Here is a 16,163-nt window from a genome sequence, read left to right on the forward strand (position 1 = left end):
CGTCATCAACGGGCTTCATCCATGAAAGGAATCTATTGCGTTCTGCTGTTAACGCTCTCCAATGTGTTTATGACCCTGGCCTGGTACGGCCACCTTCAACTCAAGCAATATCCGATGCTGGCCAAACTGTCGCTGTTCGGTATCATCATGCTGAGCTGGGGACTCGCTTTCTTCGAGTATATTTTTCAGGTACCCGCCAACCGGATCGGTTCCAACGAAACGGGCGGGCCTTTCTCCCTGTTCGAGCTGAAAACCATTCAGGAAGCCGTATCGCTGATCGTCTTTACGATCATTACGGTGTACTTTTTCAAAACTGACAAGCTGGCCTGGAATCACCTGGTTGGCTTCGCCTTCATTGTGCTGGCCGTGTTTTTTATCTTCAAGAAATGGTAAGCCAGGGCTGCTGGCTCAGAGGTATTTATCGGCCTTGAGGTAATTGGTCACGTAATCGGTAATGCCATCTTCCAGCGAGGTGAAAGGGCGTTCGTAGCCGATGGAGCGGATCTTGGCCATATTGGCCTGCGTATAATACTGGTATTTATCGCGGATGTCGGCCGGGGTATCTACAAAATCGATCTGGGGCTCGAGACCCAGCGCCCGGAAGGTGTTGACGGCCAGATCGCGGAAAGTGCGGGCTTTGCCGCTGCCCAGGTTATAGATACCCGAGTTACGCCGGTGGTGCATCAGAAAGGAGCAGACATCCACCACATCTTTTACATAGACGAAGTCGCGCATTTGCTCGCCGTCGGCAAAGTCAGGGTTGTGCGACCGGAATAACTTCATGTGGCCCGACTGGCAAATCTGGCGGTAGGCGTGAAAGATAACCGACGCCATCCGGTCTTTATGATACTCGTTGGGGCCGTATACGTTAAAAAATTTCAGACCGGCCCAGAAAAACGGTTTCCGTTCCTGCTCCAGCGCCCAGTTGTCGAACTCGTTTTTTGAATCGCCGTACGGATTGAGCGGTTTGAGTTGCGGAATGAGGGATTCGTTATCATCGTAGCCCAGCTCGCCTAATCCATAGGTAGCCGCCGAGGAGGCATAGACGAGTGGAATCTGATACTGGATGCAGCGATGCCAGATCTGTTTGGAATATTCTACGTTAAGGTGCTCAAATATCTGCCGGTCAAACTCGGTCGTATCGGTGCGGGCGCCTATGTGAAAGATGAATTCAACCTCGTGATAATTCTGATCGAGCCAGTCAAAAAAAACCTCCCGATCTACCCGTTCCTGAATACGTTTACTGGCAAGGTTCGGCGCTTTACGGGGGTTGGAAAAGTCATCTACGGCGATGATAAAATTGAAATTTTCCTGATTTAGTTTGTCAATCAAACAGCTCCCTATAAAACCAGCGGCCCCCGTAACAATAATCATAAATGTATGTCCGTAAACGTGTTCGTATCGATAAGTCGATAATAATCAGGATAAACAAGGCAAAGTAGGGTGTAAAGATACTGGATTTAGGCCGAAGAAAGGAATAGCGTTTTTGGTGATAAAATTGTATTTATTGAAGTTAGCGCTGACCGTGTGGTACCACCGGATACTGTCTCTGCGGATTGACAGCTGGTTTTTATAGCGGCTCATCAATGCGTATCTTTGTGCACTTTTTTTCACCGGCGTTTCTGGCAACCGCCTTATCTAAACCAGAAAAATGGTCTATATAAACAGAATTGAACATTTCAATGCCGCCCATCGGCTGTACAATCCGGCCTGGTCGGAAGAGCGCAACAAAGAGGTGTTTGGCCCCTGCGCGAATATGAACTGGCACGGGCATAATTTTGAGTTGATTGTAACGGTAAAAGGAGAGCCCAATCCCGATACAGGTTTCGTGATCGATCTGAAAGTCCTCGGCGATATTATCAAGCGGGAGGTGATCGAAAAAGTGGATCATAAAAACCTGAACCTTGATGTCGATTTCATGCAGGGGAAAATGGCCAGCTGCGAAATTTTTATCATGGAGATCTGGAAAATTCTCGAGCGCGCGCTGGCTCCCGTTACCGAAGCCCATCTGCACCAGCTGCGTCTGTACGAAACGCCCAAAAACTTTGTTGATTATTTTGGCGAATAATCAACCCACGTGATTGTCAAGAACCATAGATGACCTATTACCTGATAGCCGGCGAACGGTCGGGCGACCTGCACGGAGCGAACCTGATCCGGGCCATCCGGCAGTATGATCCAGAAGCCCGTTGCCGCGGCTATGGGGGTGAACAGATGGAAGCCGCCGGGGCCACCCTGGTCCGGCATTACCGCGAGATGGCGTTTATGGGCTTTCTGGAAGTGGCCCGGAATCTGGGCACCATCCGGCGCATCATGCGTGAGTGTGAGGCAGACCTGCTCGCCAATCGGCCCGATGTGCTGATCCTGATCGATTATGGCGGGTTCAACCTCCGTATGGCCCGCTTCGCCAAGCGCCACGGCATTCGGGTATTTTACTACATATCGCCCAAGGTGTGGGCCTGGAACCCAAGACGGGCGCTCAACATCAAAGCCAGTGTTGATCGGTTGTTTACCATTTTCCCGTTCGAGACCGAGTTCTTTGCCCAGTACGACTACGAGGTCGAATACGTGGGTAACCCGCTGCTCGATGCGCTCCGGGCGTTCCGGCCCGATCCGGCGTTTGCCGGTAAGCTGGCGCTCGACGGACGGCCCATAGTGGCACTGCTGCCCGGTAGCCGGCGGCAGGAAATCAAAGGGATGTTACCGGTTATGCTGGCGGCAACCCGGTCGTTTACGGACTATCAGTTCGTGGTCGGAACGGTCAGCAACCTGCCCGACGAGCTGTACGATACCTATATGGCCGACTACCCGGCCGTTCTGCGGGTGAGCGATGCGGCCTACGACCTGCTGCATCTGGCGTCGGCTGCGCTCGTTACGTCTGGTACGGCTACGCTCGAAACCGCCCTGCTCAACGTACCGGAAGTGGTGCTCTACAAAACGCCACGCTGGTGGTACGAGATCGGTAAGCGTATTCTGGCGGTGCCGTTTTTGTCGCTGGTAAATCTGATTGCCGGTCGGGAAGTGGTTCGGGAGTTGATTCACGACTGCACACCGGAGCGGGTTACCGCCGAACTGCGGGCCATTCTGCCGGGCGGACATCGGCGGCAGGAGGTATTGGACGGCTATGCCGAGGTAGCGCAGAAAATGGGCGAACCTGGGGCCTCTGAGCGGGCGGGCAAACGCATGGTCGAGCTGATGCGCTAGCTCTTCTCGATGATGCCCGTACGCTCCCAGTTGCGGAGCCAGTCTTTCTTGACGCCCTGAACCTGCGAAAAAAACTGGTAGAACGGCAGCATATCGCGTTCGTAATTGCCGGTTACGTAGAGCGGTTCGCTGAGCAGAACGAGCTTACGCGGCCAGTCGAAGCCGACCAGAATAAGCGGAACCCCCGCCTTGAGCGCAATGTAGTAGAAGCCGGTCTTGAGCCGCGAAACGTTACCTCGGGTTCCTTCCGGCGCAATGCAGATGTGAAGTTCGTCGCTTTCCCGGAAGAGGCTGGCGGTGGCGTCGACCATGTTGTTCGACTTGTCGCGGTAAACGGGTTTGCCACCCAGCGCCCGGAACAGCCACCCGGCATACCAGGTAAACAGCGAGCTTTTAGCCAGATACTGAATCCAGATGTGAATGGTGGGCCGAATACCGAGGCCGATCGGGAAATCCCAGTTGGTCGAATGAGGGGCTACTACCCAGATCCCTTTCGGCACTGTTGGAACCGGGCCAACAATACGCCAGCCCCAAACTTTAAATAACCAACGGGCGAGTGCGCCAAGCATAATAAAAAGATGTGAACAGCTATTCGTGAACAGGTATGGGTATATACTCAACCGAAGCTGAAGAGCCTGACCAATACCTGCTCACGACTAGTTGAACTAGTACTTCCGGTCTTTGCGCTCTAACCAACGGCCGGTCATGAAAGAAGCCGCCAGCAGAACAACGTAGAACAGAATAGTTAGTGGGGTTGAAAGATCCATGTCTGTATTCAGTTGAATTCGGGTGCAAAAGTACAAGAGCCAGCGGTTTAAACCTAAAGGCTCGGTCTACCTTTTGGGTGGTAACTGCTTATAAAACGCCTTTGGTGCTGGGCAGGTTGTCCAGCTCCTTACTATCGCGCCGAACCGCCATTTTGATGGCTTTGGCAAAGGCTTTGAAAATAGCCTCGATTTTATGGTGCTCGTTATCGCCTTCTACTTTTACGTTGAGGTTACACAGGGCCGTATCGGAGAACGACTTGAAGAAATGGAAAAACATTTCGGTCGGCATGTCGCCAATTTTTTCGCGTTTGAAGTCGGCATCCCAGACAAGCCAGGGCCGCCCCGAAAAATCAATGGCTACCTGAGCCAGTGCTTCGTCCATGGGGAGCAGAAAGCCGTAGCGGCTAATGCCCCGTTTATCGCCCAGGGCGCGCCGGTAAGCTTCGCCAAGGGCCAGCGCGGTGTCTTCGATCGTGTGGTGCTCATCGATGTGCAGATCGCCCTGCACCCGTATGGTCAGATCGGCTCCGGAGTGTTTGGCGACCTGATCGAGCATATGGTCGAAGAAGCCAAGACCTGTATGAATATCGGCCCGGCCGCGCCCGTCGAGGTTCAGCTCGACGCTGATCTGGGTCTCTTTGGTATTTCGGGCAATGGTGGCCGTGCGGTTGGGCATCCGTAAAAACTCGTAAATCTCGTCCCAGTCGCCCGTTTTGAGCGCTATCCGCTCCTGCATAGCCTCCGTCAAACCGGTAACATCGGCCATCTGAACGGTATCGAGGCCACCCGGCGGCAGAAACAGGATGGCCTGCGCCCCCAGATTAACGGCCAGCTGCACGTCGGTAAGGCGGTCGCCAATTACGTAGCTGTTGGCGAGGTCGTACGAGCCGTCCATGTATTCAGTTAACATGCCGGTACCGGGTTTACGGGTAGGGGCGTTATCCCGGGGGAAATGACGGTCGATGTGGACACCCGAAAAGTGGATGTTCTCACCGGCGAAGGTGTTCATCATCTTGGTATGGGCCGGCCAGAAGGTATCTTCCGGAAAGGCGTCGGTACCAAGCCCATCCTGGTTGGTGACCATCACCAGTCGGTAGTCGGTGTCTTCGGCAATCCGGCGCAGGGCCGATAGCACTTTGGGTATGTAATCGAGCTTGGCGAGCGAGTCGACTTGCTGGTCGGGCTGGGGTTCTACAATGAGAGTACCGTCGCGATCAATGAAAAGAATTTTCTGCATGGTAGGCGCAAATGAGGGGACAAAGATACGCCCCCATCGGATTGCAAGTGAAATTATACTATTTTTGCCCGGTAGTTCTTTATAGCTGTACCCCTCTCTTTATTAGCCAGAAAAAGTACCCGTTGTTATCTGTAGTAAGCTGCCTTATTGGTTTATCCATACGAAAGAATATAGAGACCTCCTTCTCAAAAGAAGCCTGACGAAAGACAACACGTACACATCCTAACAGCTCGATTACAGTAATAAGAACATCAGACGTTGCCTTTTTTTACAGTTCGTACATTTCGATAAACTACGGTTAACTTATGCCTGCACAATCTGGACTAACCCGAATCGGGGTTTTTTATGATGGTAATTATTTTTTACACGTAAGCAACTATTACAACTACTCCCACGAACGACGCAGCCGCATCAGTATTTCCGGACTTCATGCCTTTATCCGACGCCAGGTGGCCGAAGAAGAAGGGGTTAACGAACGGCTTTGCCAGATTGTCGATGCTCATTATTTCCGGGGGCGGCTCAACGCGCACGAAGCCAATCAACGGGGTAACCAGCTTTTTTACGATCGCCTGTTCGACGATATCCTGATGTCGGAAGGGGTGGTAACGCACTATCTGCCGGTTAAAACCTACCAGGGGTATCGGCAGGAAAAAGGGATCGATGTGTGGCTGGCGCTGGAAGCTTTCGAGCTGGCTCAGTACAAAAAATTCGATGTCGTTGTGCTGATCACCTCAGATGGTGATTACGTACCGCTGATTCGTAAACTCAATACGCTCGGCTCGCGGATCATGGTGCTGAGCTGGGATTTCGAATTCCTGAACGAACAGGGCGAAAAGCAGGTGACCCGCACCTCGCAGGACCTGCTCGAAGAAGTATCCTACCCAGTCGGTATGCACGCGCTGATCGACGACCGCAGCCGCCGAAACGATACTGTTATTCAGAACCTGTTCGTAAAACAGCAGTCTCGCCCCACCTTCACGGCAGCTACCACCAATGGCAGTAACTACGACGGCGATTATATGAACGGGAGCGGGTATAACAATGCGTATCAGATAAGTGACGAACCCAACTACAACGTAGCCGACGATGTCGACGACGATCCGGAAGGCCGCAAGATCAGCACGATCCGCAGCCTGAAAACCGGTTATGGTTTTGTAAACTACCCGCCCAACAACCTGTTTTTCCATTACACGAGTCTGCTGGATACGGACTTTAACGAACTACAGGTAGACGACGAAGTAGAATTTAGTATTGGTCATAACGCCGAGGGCAAAGACATTGCCGTAGATGTCCGGCTGCTTCGGCCGTAAGTATGCGTGAAGCGCGGGTAACGATTACCGATAGTTCATCCCTTCAGTGGCAGGCGCTGAAGTGGGCAATGACACAACCCACCCATACCGGTACCTTCGTTGCTTCGCTGACCAACAATGGTATTGCCTATCCCAATGACCCGTTTCCGAACCGACTGTTTGTTGGGGCGAAACGGGTTATTTCGTTTTCGGAGGCCAGCCAGGAGACGACCATAATTACTGCCGACGGCGTACGGCGCTCCGCAGGTCCCGATGTTTTTGAGGCTTTGTACGAAGCGCATCGGCAACAGGCTTCGTTTCTGGTTGGCTACTTCAGCTACGACCTCAAAAACCAGCTCGAAAAACTGAACAGCCGCCACCCCAACCGGCTGGGTTTCCCGGATGCCTACTTTGTGGAGCCGGCCTGGGTTATTGACATCAGCCCGATCAACGGCTCATCGCAGGAGATAACGGTTCGGGGCGACGGGGATGTGCGGGCGGTTTTGGCGGCCATCCTGGCCTTTCGGAAGCCGGTAAGCGGAGTTTTCCGGTCAGATGAATCAGCAATGCCCGCCATTCAGTGTCGCGTAACGCCCGACGCTTACCTGGATACGGTTCGGCAGATCCAGCAGCTTATCCGCGATGGGGACGTGTACGAACTCAATTACTGCATCGAGTTCTTTCTGGAAAAGGCCCGGCTGGACCCGCTGCGTACGTACCAGGCGCTGACGGATCGATCGCCGATGCCGTTCTCGTCGTTTCTCAGGCTTGACAATCGCTATGTGCTGGGAGCCTCGCCCGAGCGATTTCTCCGGAAAACAGGCTCCCGCATTTTGTCGCAACCTATCAAAGGCACCATTCGGCGCGGGCAAACGGCCGAGGAAGATGCCGAGTTGCGGAGCCAGCTTTTTCATTCAGAAAAAGAGCGGGCCGAAAACCTGATGATTGTCGATCTGGTACGGAACGACCTGGCCCGAAGTGCCGAAACTGGCTCGGTACGGGTAGAGGAGTTGTTTGGAATCTATGGTTTCCGGCAAGTTTACCAGATGATTTCAACGGTGTCAGCTACGCTGCGGAGCGATGTGTCATGGGCCGACAGCATTCGTAATGCTTTCCCGATGGGTAGTATGACGGGGGCGCCCAAAATCCGGGCCATGGAACGGATCGATCAGCTGGAGGCCAGCCGACGGGGCGTATACTCGGGAGCGATCGGCTACATCACCCCCGACGGTGATTTCGAATTCAACGTAGTTATCCGCTCGTTGCTGTACGATGCCGACCAGGCGTACGCGTCGTTTTCGGTAGGGAGCGCTATTACCTACGACGCTGATCCCGACCAGGAATGGGCCGAATGTCTGCTCAAAGCCAGTGCTATTCGGGAGGTGCTGGAGCAGACCGCCCTGGCTGGCTGAGCGGGGGCGCTGGCGGTTCAATAATCTTTTGCCTGATCCGTATGGAATTTCTGCCGGAATCGACTCACCAGAGGTAAGTCGCGCGGTCATTTGCTGGTTTACAGGCTCCAGAGGGAGGTATCTACCGCTTACGAAATAAACTACTATATTTTTAGTTAAAAATCGTTAAGCCTGTAACCACCCTAAAATAGTACGCGTAGCTTTACTATTGGTTACCCCTTTCCTAAATCCAAACCGTATGAAAAATCTTTTCCTGCTGGCCGTATTGTGCCTGCTTATGGGGAAACTCCATGCACAGTCTCCGGCTCGTTTTACCCTGCAGGGCCGAGCCGTAGATACGTCAGCCGCTCCGCTGGCTTCCTCTACCGTGATGCTGCTCAGCCCCAGGGATTCGTCGCTGGTGAATTTTGGCCGGACCGACGAGAAAGGAGCCTTTTCATTTAAGAACCTGAAGGCGGGTAACTACATCCTGAAAATATCCTTCGTTGGCTACATGCCGTATAATCAGCTGGTGAAACCAACGGGCGAGGCCCTCGTAGACCTGGGTGCGCTGAAACTCAAACCGATTACCAGAGAGCTGATGGAAGTAGTGGTCAGAACGGCCAAGGCCCCGTTGACCATCAAAGGAGACACGATCGAGTATAATGCCAGTTCGTTCAAGGTGCCGCCGGGCTCGACCGTCGAAGACCTGCTGCGGAAACTACCCGGCGTACAGGTCGATCAGGACGGCAATATCCGGGCGCAGGGGCAGGAGGTAAAGAAAGTAACCGTAGATGGCAAGAACTTTTTCGGCAACGATCCCAAGCTGGCTACCAAGAACCTCCAGGCCGACGCGATTCAGAAAGTGCAGGTGTATAACGACAAGACCGAACAGGCTAAACTGACGGGTGTTGAGGACGGCAAGAAAGAGAAGACCGTTAACCTGGAACTCAAGGAAGAATTCAAGAAAGGCGGATTCGGTAAGCTAACCGCCGGGGCAGGCCCGGCTTCGAACGGCATCAGCCCCCGGGCCGACGCCAAGGGAAACTACAACAAATTCGACGCTAAGCGGCAGTTCTCGGTCATCGGGCTGGGCAACAACACCAACCAGCAGGGGCTGTCGTGGAACGATTATCAGGATTTTAGGGGGAGTAACTCCTTTAATTGGAACGACAACGCTGATTTTGGCTTCAGCAGCGGAGGACGGTTCATCTTTTTCGGGGGCGATGAAGACAACGAAAGCCTGAGTATTCCGGTCGATGGCCGGGCCGGGCGGGGCTTTTCCAACAACGTGGCCGGTGGGGCCAACTACAACTACGATACCAAGAAAACCAAGCTCAGCACCAGCTATTACTACAGCCAGACACGGCTGCAACTGGATGCCGAACGCAACCGGCGTAACTTCCTGGAAGATGGCTCGTTCCGGACGGCAGAAACGAGCGGTCAGACCAACTTCAACGCCAACCACCGCGTTAGCCTGCGCTACGAAAAAGCCATCGACTCGCTGAATACGATTATCTTCATCAACAACAGCCGGCTCGGCAACGGCAATGCGGGCCTGTTCAGATTACAGGAGCAATTCCGGGTTAACGGGACATCGGGCCCCGAGCTGTTATCGACCCGCAACCGCACCAACAACCGAACGATAGCGGCCACATTCGGGTCGGCCAATACGCTGCTGTACCGACTCAAGTTCAAAAAGAAAGGGCGCAGCTTTGCCGCCAGCGCTACCTACCAGATCAATACCAGCGACGGCACCCTGAACCTGGACGCGACGAATGAGTTTTTCCAGGCCACCAGCGTCAACGAACAGCTGCGCCGGATTCGGCAGGATCAGGAAACCACCAGTTTGCGCAGCGAGTACAAAGCCAGCCTGCTGTTCATCGAACCATTTGCGAAGAAGTTTTTCTGGGAGTCGTTTTACAACTTCAGCCTCCGTTACGACGAAGTGGACCGGAACGTACTCGATGTGGCCGATGTGGGTAACAGCCGCAACGATTCGCTGAGCCGCTACTACAGAAATAACTACATCTACAACCGACTGGGCAGCAGCGTTCGCTACTCGTACAAGGGACTGAATCTGGCGGTGGGGCTGGCCGGGCAGCAGTTCACGATCGATGGTCGGTTTGCGGTTGATCAGACCTCGTCGGCATTTCGGTTTATTCGCCGGACGTTTACGACCGTTGTGCCGAACGTCTCGCTGAACTACGATATGAAAAACAATCGGTACGTCTACGGCGGGTATGACCTGAACGTACGCATACCTTCATCGCGGGATTTGCAGCCGTTTCCGAACAACGCCAACCCGCTGTTTATCACCGAGGGTAATCCGAACCTGCTGCCCGAACTCCAGCATGGTGTCAATATGGGCTTCAGTTACTTCAACCCCGGTAACTTTACCAATTTCTTCGCCAATCTGTACGGCAATTACTACGTCAACCAGATCGTATACAGCCAGTTTGTTGACCGGCAAACGCTCGTTACCCGGAGCTTTCCGGAGAACCTGACCGGCGGGCGTACCATCGGTTCGTACCTAGATTACGGGTTTCCCCTCAAAAAAACCAAAGCTACGCTGCGGCTCAATACCCAGCTCAATTTTGGGCGCAACCTGACCAATATCGACAGTGTCAGGAATGAAACCTACAACCAAAGCTACAACATAGGAACCCGGCTCGACCTGACGCCGGTTGAGTGGCTGACGTTTTACGGTAATGCGAACGTAGGCATTTCCCAAACCCGGTATTCGATCAATACGGGCCAGAATCAGACCATTATCACCAACAACTTCGGGGGCGATCTTAACCTCAAGCTACCGGCCGGTATCTACCTGACATCGGCGCTGAACTACCGGGTCTATAAAAATGAACGATTCGGCTTCGACCAGCGGGTGCCGCTCCTGAACGTATCGGCCTACCACATTCTGGGCAAGGCCAAAAAAGCCGAAGTCCGGCTGTCGGCGGTCGACCTGCTGAATCGGAATCTCAACGTGTCGCAGTATGCCGGCCAGAACTTCGTTTCGGAAGAGCGGGTGCAGACGCTGGCCCGGTATTTTCTGCTTAGCTTTACCTATAACATGCGTGGCGTTCAGGCCAAGATGCGCCGGGAAAACTTTTAATGGAGAAACCAACCCGTCTGATACACTCAAATTAGCAAGTTATGAACCGGTTCATTCTTATTCTCTGCGGTATGCTGCTGACTACGCTATCGCTGGCGCAGCAGACCGAAGGCGTGGTAACGTACCAGCGCAAAACCTACTGGAGCAAGATTATAGCCCGGATGACTTTTCTGAGCCAGGAACAGAAAGACCGGGCGGCTCAGACCTGGAAAAACGACGACGAATCGAAAGAAAAAATGAAGCTGTCGTTCAACGCCAACGAGAGTCTGTATACCTACGCCAGCGAGCAGGGCGAAACCGAAGACGGTCAGTATTCGTGGCGTAATGCCGATCTGGTGCTGTACCGAAACTTCGACAAGGATAAAAAGATCGATGTGATGGAGATGCTGGGTAAAACCTATATCGTTGAAGACTCCCTGCATACACCGACCTGGAAAATCGGTAACCAGATCAAGGAGGTGGCGGGCTACATCTGTATGCGGGCCGATACGGAAGATCCCATCAAGAAGCAGAAGATAACGGCCTGGTTTGCGCAGGATATTCCGGTGCCGGCCGGTCCGGAGCGGTACAGTGGTTTGCCCGGCGTCATTCTGGAGCTGAACCTGAACGAAGGAGACGTCATCATCGAAGCAACCGGCGTGGCTTTCCGTAAGCTCACCCCCGACGATCTGAAGCTACCCAAACTGAAAGGCAAAAAGCTGACTGATACAGCTTACGACGCCCTGATTTCGCAGCATATTGCGGAGAGCATGACCGCTCATCGCAACCCGTTCTGGACCATTCGCTACTGATTGGCCAGGGGCGTAACCTGAATGTTTTTCTGCTCAATGCGCGATAGCTCGGGGAGTTGTCGCGCCTGGTAGCGCTGGTCATAGGTGCCTACCGAGGTCGTATCTTTTTCGTCGCCCTTGTAATTGATATAGTCCTGAAACCGGATACCGCCGATCGTTTGGGGGTTGATGGCTTTGCGGAAGCGGGGGCCTCCTTCGCTGTAGGCCAGGTAATCCATGGTGTGGGTCTGCTGGTTGAACCAGTAGAAGAACGTATCCTGGTAGTCGTTGCCACCGCCTTCGGCCCGAAACCGCACCCGTACTTTATGATAAGCCTGCCCGTCAATCTGGCTTTGGCCGGCATAATCGGCCAGTACGGCCGGGTCGCTCAGTTTGTGTGGCAGCAGCACAAAATAGGCTACCGAGTTCACCGCCCGGCTGTATTTACCGATCTGGGCGGTATCGAGCGGCTGAGCCTGGTTGTTGCGGGTGCGGGTAAACGAATCGTTGGTAAGCACTTCGCGAATGGCTACGCCGGCCGAGTCCCGATAGCTGCGTTCGTATCGAAAACGGCCATTCTGTTGTTCCAGCACGAGGTGAAACTGCCTGAAGTCGAACGAGATCCGCTTATTCTGGTATGCATCGCCACCGTGGGCCGCAATCGCCTGATCGATAATAGTTCGAGCGTCGTTCTGCGGTTGGCAGGCGGCTGTGATGAGGAACAGGGAGCTGGCGACAAGGAGAAGACGGAGCATAGGATACGGAGCGCGAGAGATACAAACCTACAAAAAGCGGCTCTTGAAAGAAAAGGAGTACCTGTCAGGTTGTAACAAGAAAAGCCGGATAGAATCCGGCTTTTCTTGTCAGGTAGAAATGCAATCGCTTACATACCCGAGGTGGAGAACTGTACTCGATCAACGGCGAACAGGGGTTTCTGCCCGGCCGATGGGTTCACAAAAATCAGATACAGCTTGTGAGTGCCCGCCACCGGCTGCCGGAAGGGCAGGCTTACCGGACCGGTTGTTCCCTGTTTCACATCGGCCTCACCGATCAGCGTACCCGTGGGCGAGTCGAGACGAGCCTCGAGCTTACCACCAGCGGCTCGTTCGTTCGGCGCAAACGCCATCACCGACAGGCTCTGAATATCAGTCATGTCGATATCGTTGAAGGCTACGTAGCTGCCCGATTTGGTACCGAAAGCGGCTGGTCCCTGCTTGGGAATGTCGACTTCGCGGATATCCTTTTTCGTATCGGCAGCGGTGGCTTTGATCTTCGGACTACGCAGCGCCAGTGTGGTTGTTCCCGTCAGTGGGCCCATGGTGCCGTTACCACGGTCGGTATACGAGGCCGTCAGGACGTAGGCACCCTCTTTCTTCTGATCGGCGGGTACGTAGTTACCGGCTACCGGCTGCTTGTTGGCTGTTTTCTCATCGGCCAGCGACAGAATATACCGGACCATCTCGGTTGCTTCGCTGTCTTTGAGCTGCGGGTGTGCGCTCATGGCCTGTTCGCCCCATACACCGCCCCCGCCTTTGATGATCTTGTTGGCCAGTTTGCCTTCGATCTGGAACGCCCCTTTGTATTTTTTGGCTACATCGAGGTAAGCCGGTCCGATCGACTTTTTGTCGATGGCATGGCAGGCTTTACAGTCGCTCAGTTCGATCAGGCGTTTGCCGGTCGAGAAACTGGTATTGGCCTGGTGACCCTGCGCCAGCATCGTTTTATCGAAACCTTCGAGGTAGTCGATCGTCATCGTCACGTCGTCGGCGCTGATACCTTTCTGGAGCGTACCGTCTTCTTTATCAACCACTTTAACGGCGTATTTGACCGGCTTGTTGGGGAAGTAAAACGAGCGGTTTCCGGTCACGGCCAGGTCGACTTTGGGTTCATCGTTCCCTACCCGAATATCCATCGTTTTAGTGGCCACGTTACCGGCAGCATCCGTCACTTTCAGAACGGCCGGATAAACACCGGGTTTGGCAAACGTTACCGATGGGCTGGCGGTGGTTTGTTTGGGTAGTCCTTTGCCAAACGACCATTCGTACTTCAGCGCGTCGCCGTCATAATCGGTGGTGCCTTTGCTGTCGAACTTCACCGTCAGCGGGGCCGCGCCCACCATTTTGCTGGCAGAGGCTACGACTACCGGTCTGCGGTTACCGGCGTTGTAGGTGATGCGGCTCAGGCGGGCATCGTCGTTGGCGGCAAACCAGCGCTGGCCATATTCCAGCGTATAGAGGCTACCGTCATTGGCGAACTGCATGTCGATGGTGTGCGAAAATTTGGCGCTGGGCATGAACCGCTCCATTTTCACGAAGTCACCCTCTTTAGTCATGGTAACGGGGTTGATCCAGTCGCGCATCCAGTCGTAGGCGAAGAACTTCCCGTCGTAGTGGCGGGGGAATTTGACGGGGGTTTCCGGATAGTCGTCGTAGTAATAAACCGGGCCGCCCATGCCGTTACGACCACCCTTGCCAACAATCTCCCCAAACTCGGGCGACTCGGCATAGGGATAATAAATAAACGCTTTCTGCGCCGGGGGCAACTCGCGCAAACCGGTGTTGTGGGGCGAGTCGTTGATCGGCTTCATCGGATCGAACAGCGGACCCGACAGGCTGTCTTTGAACGAGTATGCGTTATAGGCGCGGTTGTCGGCTACGAACAGTGGCCAGCCGTAGTAGCCCGCCTTACGCGCCTGGTTGATCTCGTCATGACCCCGTGGGCCTTTCTTGGGGCTGTTTTCACCAGCATCGGGCCCTACTTCGCCCCAGTACAGGAAGCCCGTACGCTGGTCAACGGCAATGCGGTAGGGGTTACGGTTACCCATCACGTAAATTTCCGGACGGGCCTTGGGATTGCCTTTCGGAAACAGGTTGCCCTCCGGTATAGAGTAGGTACCGTCGGCTTCTGGCTTGATGCGCAGGATTTTGCCGCGCAGGTCGTTGGTATTGCTGCTGGTCAGGCGGGCATCCCAGCCGCTCCGGCCCGGCCGCTCGTCGATGGGCGCAAACCCCTGAGAGTTGAAGGGGTTGGTATCGTCGCCGGTCGAGAGGTAGAGGTTACCCGTACGATCCCACGCAATAGAACCGCCGGTATGGCAGCAGTCGGTGCGCTTGACGGGTACGGTCAGCAGCACCTTTTCGGTGTTCAGCAGCAGGGTATCCCGAACGTCGTCGTACACGAAGCGGGACAAGTGCTGGGCGGTATCGCCGGGAGCTTCGGCCCGGGCAACGGGCGAGTAGTAGGCATAAATCCACTTGTTCTGTTTGAAGTTCGGGTCGATGTTGATACCCATCAGGCCGTATTCGAACTTGGTATAGACCGGGAAATTGGCCACTACTTTTACCGCCTTGGTTTTCGGGTCCCAGAGCTTCAGCGCGCCTTTCCGTTCGGCAAACAGCACTTTACCGTTGTCCAGCACCGCCAGTTCGGTCGGTTCGTCGAGGCTCGATACGAGTACCTGTTTCTCGAACCGGTTTTCTTCGGGATAGGGCTGGGTTTTGGCCTGGCTGTATTTCAGGCTGGTAGCCATCACGGATTTGAGTCCGCCCATCAGATGCTTGAGATAAACCGGGTTGACAAACGTTTCGTCGGGGTGACCAAAATTGGTGTAGAACGCTTTGCCGCCGTCGTAATCGTGATACCACGACATGGGGTGGTTATCGCCCATTTTTCCGTCTTTGTACGTTTTCTCATCAATCTTGACGAGCACGTTCACATCGGTGTTGAAGTTCTTGAAGTCGTAGAACTCGTCTTTGACTTTCCAGCGGTCGGGGAAGCCAAACATCGACGCGTGGTCTTTATTGACCACATACGCTTCGCCTTCCTGAACGTTCGGATTACCGGGGTGGCTGGCAAACTGCCCGCCCGCCAGCTTGTTGTACCAGGGCCAGCCGTATTCTGTGTCGGTCGCAGCGTGGATGCCCACGTAGCCACCCCCGGCCTGAATGTACCGCTCAAAAGCCGCCTGCTGGGCGTCGTCCAGCACGTCGCCGGTGGTGCTGAGCCAGATTACGGCACCGTAGCGTTTCAGGTTGGCATCGGTAAACTGGCTGGCGTCTTCGGTGGTGTCGACAGCAAAGCCGTTCTCCTGACCGAGTTTAACCATCGCGCGTTTACCGGCGGGGATTGAGCCGTGCCGGTAGCCTTTTGTTTTGGAGAAGACCAGCACGCGGTTCAGCGCCATCGGTTTGACGGCTGCGGTTGCTGGTTTGGCCGATGACTGGGCCAGTGCCTGATCGCTCAGACCGGGCAACAGCGCTGCCAGCGCACCCGCCAGCAACCATGAGCGGGAGGGGAGCCATTCATTTTTCATAGAGATATACCTGATTGGGTAACTGGGAACAGTACGACGGAAGCTATGTTCCGGACGGAAAGCCACATTGGCTTATAC

General features: G+C 54.3%; 12 protein-coding genes. 7 read left to right on the forward strand and 5 right to left on the reverse strand.

All coding sequences use genetic code 11. The features are described from left to right. The first annotated feature begins 21 nt into the window (after positions 1-21). On the forward strand, positions 22-393 hold the full coding sequence (locus B1C80_RS25915; RefSeq protein ID WP_077924092.1) for a DMT family protein: 372 nt from the start codon (positions 22-24) through the stop codon (positions 391-393). 15 nt (positions 394-408) lie between these two features. On the opposite strand, the gene rfaD is transcribed toward B1C80_RS25915, so the two are convergent. Beyond that, the gene (rfaD, locus tag B1C80_RS25920; protein ID WP_077924093.1) at positions 409-1,374 is read right to left on the reverse strand and encodes an ADP-glyceromanno-heptose 6-epimerase; all 966 of its coding nucleotides are present in this window, start codon (positions 1,372-1,374) and stop codon (positions 409-411) included. Positions 1,375-1,651: 277 nt separating this feature from the next. Here rfaD and B1C80_RS25925 point away from each other — a divergent pair, with 277 nt between their 5' ends. Further along, the gene (locus B1C80_RS25925; RefSeq protein ID WP_077924094.1) at positions 1,652-2,068 is read left to right on the forward strand and encodes a 6-carboxytetrahydropterin synthase; all 417 of its coding nucleotides are present in this window, start codon (positions 1,652-1,654) and stop codon (positions 2,066-2,068) included. 29 nt (positions 2,069-2,097) lie between these two features. Then, positions 2,098-3,204: a lipid-A-disaccharide synthase gene (lpxB, locus tag B1C80_RS25930; protein ID WP_077924095.1), complete on the forward strand. Its 1,107-nt coding sequence runs from the start codon at positions 2,098-2,100 to the stop codon at positions 3,202-3,204. Here lpxB and B1C80_RS25935 read toward each other — a convergent pair. Together B1C80_RS25935 and hisB are read right to left on the reverse strand one after the other, a co-directional pair. Further along, positions 3,201-3,773 carry a 1-acyl-sn-glycerol-3-phosphate acyltransferase gene (locus B1C80_RS25935; protein WP_077924096.1) on the reverse strand — a complete coding sequence of 191 codons (573 nt, stop codon included), beginning with the start codon at positions 3,771-3,773 and terminating at the stop codon, positions 3,201-3,203. The genes lpxB and B1C80_RS25935 overlap by 4 nt on opposite strands. Positions 3,774-4,059: 286 nt before the next feature. Then, on the reverse strand, positions 4,060-5,208 hold the full coding sequence (hisB, locus tag B1C80_RS25940; RefSeq protein ID WP_077924097.1) for a bifunctional histidinol-phosphatase/imidazoleglycerol-phosphate dehydratase HisB: 1,149 nt from the start codon (positions 5,206-5,208) through the stop codon (positions 4,060-4,062). Positions 5,209-5,513: 305 nt separating this feature from the next. On the opposite strand from hisB, the gene B1C80_RS25945 reads away from it, so the two are divergent. The 4 genes from B1C80_RS25945 to B1C80_RS25960 all read left to right on the forward strand — a co-directional run bounded on the left by B1C80_RS25945 (position 5,514) and on the right by B1C80_RS25960 (position 11,794). Next, the gene (locus tag B1C80_RS25945) at positions 5,514-6,518 is read left to right on the forward strand and encodes an NYN domain-containing protein (RefSeq protein ID WP_077924098.1); all 1,005 of its coding nucleotides are present in this window, start codon (positions 5,514-5,516) and stop codon (positions 6,516-6,518) included. A gap of 2 nt (positions 6,519-6,520) precedes the next feature. Then, positions 6,521-7,909, forward strand: a complete 1,389-nt coding sequence (locus B1C80_RS25950; RefSeq protein ID WP_077924099.1) for an anthranilate synthase component I family protein — start codon at positions 6,521-6,523, stop codon at positions 7,907-7,909. A 238-nt stretch (positions 7,910-8,147) separates the two neighbouring features. Further along, positions 8,148-11,003 carry an outer membrane beta-barrel protein gene (locus tag B1C80_RS25955; RefSeq protein WP_077924100.1) on the forward strand — a complete coding sequence of 952 codons (2,856 nt, stop codon included), beginning with the start codon at positions 8,148-8,150 and terminating at the stop codon, positions 11,001-11,003. Positions 11,004-11,044: 41 nt separating this feature from the next. Beyond that, a complete protein-coding gene (locus B1C80_RS25960; protein WP_077924101.1) occupies positions 11,045-11,794 on the forward strand; it encodes a GLPGLI family protein in 750 nt (249 codons plus the stop codon). On the opposite strand, the gene B1C80_RS25965 is transcribed toward B1C80_RS25960, so the two are convergent. Together B1C80_RS25965 and B1C80_RS25970 are read right to left on the reverse strand one after the other, a co-directional pair. Further along, positions 11,788-12,528, reverse strand: a complete 741-nt coding sequence (locus B1C80_RS25965; RefSeq protein WP_077924102.1) for a DUF6503 family protein — start codon at positions 12,526-12,528, stop codon at positions 11,788-11,790. The two genes, B1C80_RS25960 and B1C80_RS25965, sit on opposite strands and share 7 nt — an antisense overlap. Positions 12,529-12,656: 128 nt before the next feature. Continuing rightward, positions 12,657-16,085, reverse strand: coding sequence for a ThuA domain-containing protein (locus tag B1C80_RS25970; protein ID WP_077924103.1), 3,429 nt, complete (start codon positions 16,083-16,085; stop codon positions 12,657-12,659). Between the last annotated feature and the right edge of the window lie 78 nt (positions 16,086-16,163).

The organism is Spirosoma sp. 209 (assembly GCF_002006735.1).
In the GTDB taxonomy this organism is placed as follows: domain Bacteria; phylum Bacteroidota; class Bacteroidia; order Cytophagales; family Spirosomataceae; genus Spirosoma; species Spirosoma sordidisoli.

Bases quoted from the DNA above. Each gene is read 5' to 3' on its own strand.
- B1C80_RS25965 (WP_077924102.1), bottom strand. From the start codon at position 12,528: ATGCTCCGTCTTCTCCTTGTCGCCAGCTCCCTGTTCCTCATCACAGCC.
- rfaD (WP_077924093.1), bottom strand. From the start codon at position 1,374: ATGATTATTGTTACGGGGGCCGCTGGTTTTATAGGGAGCTGTTTGATT.
- B1C80_RS25915 (WP_077924092.1), top strand. From the start codon at position 22: ATGAAAGGAATCTATTGCGTTCTGCTGTTAACGCTCTCCAATGTGTTT.
- B1C80_RS25950 (WP_077924099.1), top strand. From the start codon at position 6,521: ATGCGTGAAGCGCGGGTAACGATTACCGATAGTTCATCCCTTCAGTGG.
- hisB (WP_077924097.1), bottom strand. From the start codon at position 5,208: ATGCAGAAAATTCTTTTCATTGATCGCGACGGTACTCTCATTGTAGAA.
- B1C80_RS25970 (WP_077924103.1), bottom strand. From the start codon at position 16,085: ATGAAAAATGAATGGCTCCCCTCCCGCTCATGGTTGCTGGCGGGTGCG.
- B1C80_RS25960 (WP_077924101.1), top strand. From the start codon at position 11,045: ATGAACCGGTTCATTCTTATTCTCTGCGGTATGCTGCTGACTACGCTA.
- B1C80_RS25925 (WP_077924094.1), top strand. From the start codon at position 1,652: ATGGTCTATATAAACAGAATTGAACATTTCAATGCCGCCCATCGGCTG.
- B1C80_RS25945 (WP_077924098.1), top strand. From the start codon at position 5,514: ATGCCTGCACAATCTGGACTAACCCGAATCGGGGTTTTTTATGATGGT.
- lpxB (WP_077924095.1), top strand. From the start codon at position 2,098: ATGACCTATTACCTGATAGCCGGCGAACGGTCGGGCGACCTGCACGGA.
- B1C80_RS25955 (WP_077924100.1), top strand. From the start codon at position 8,148: ATGAAAAATCTTTTCCTGCTGGCCGTATTGTGCCTGCTTATGGGGAAA.
- B1C80_RS25935 (WP_077924096.1), bottom strand. From the start codon at position 3,773: ATGCTTGGCGCACTCGCCCGTTGGTTATTTAAAGTTTGGGGCTGGCGT.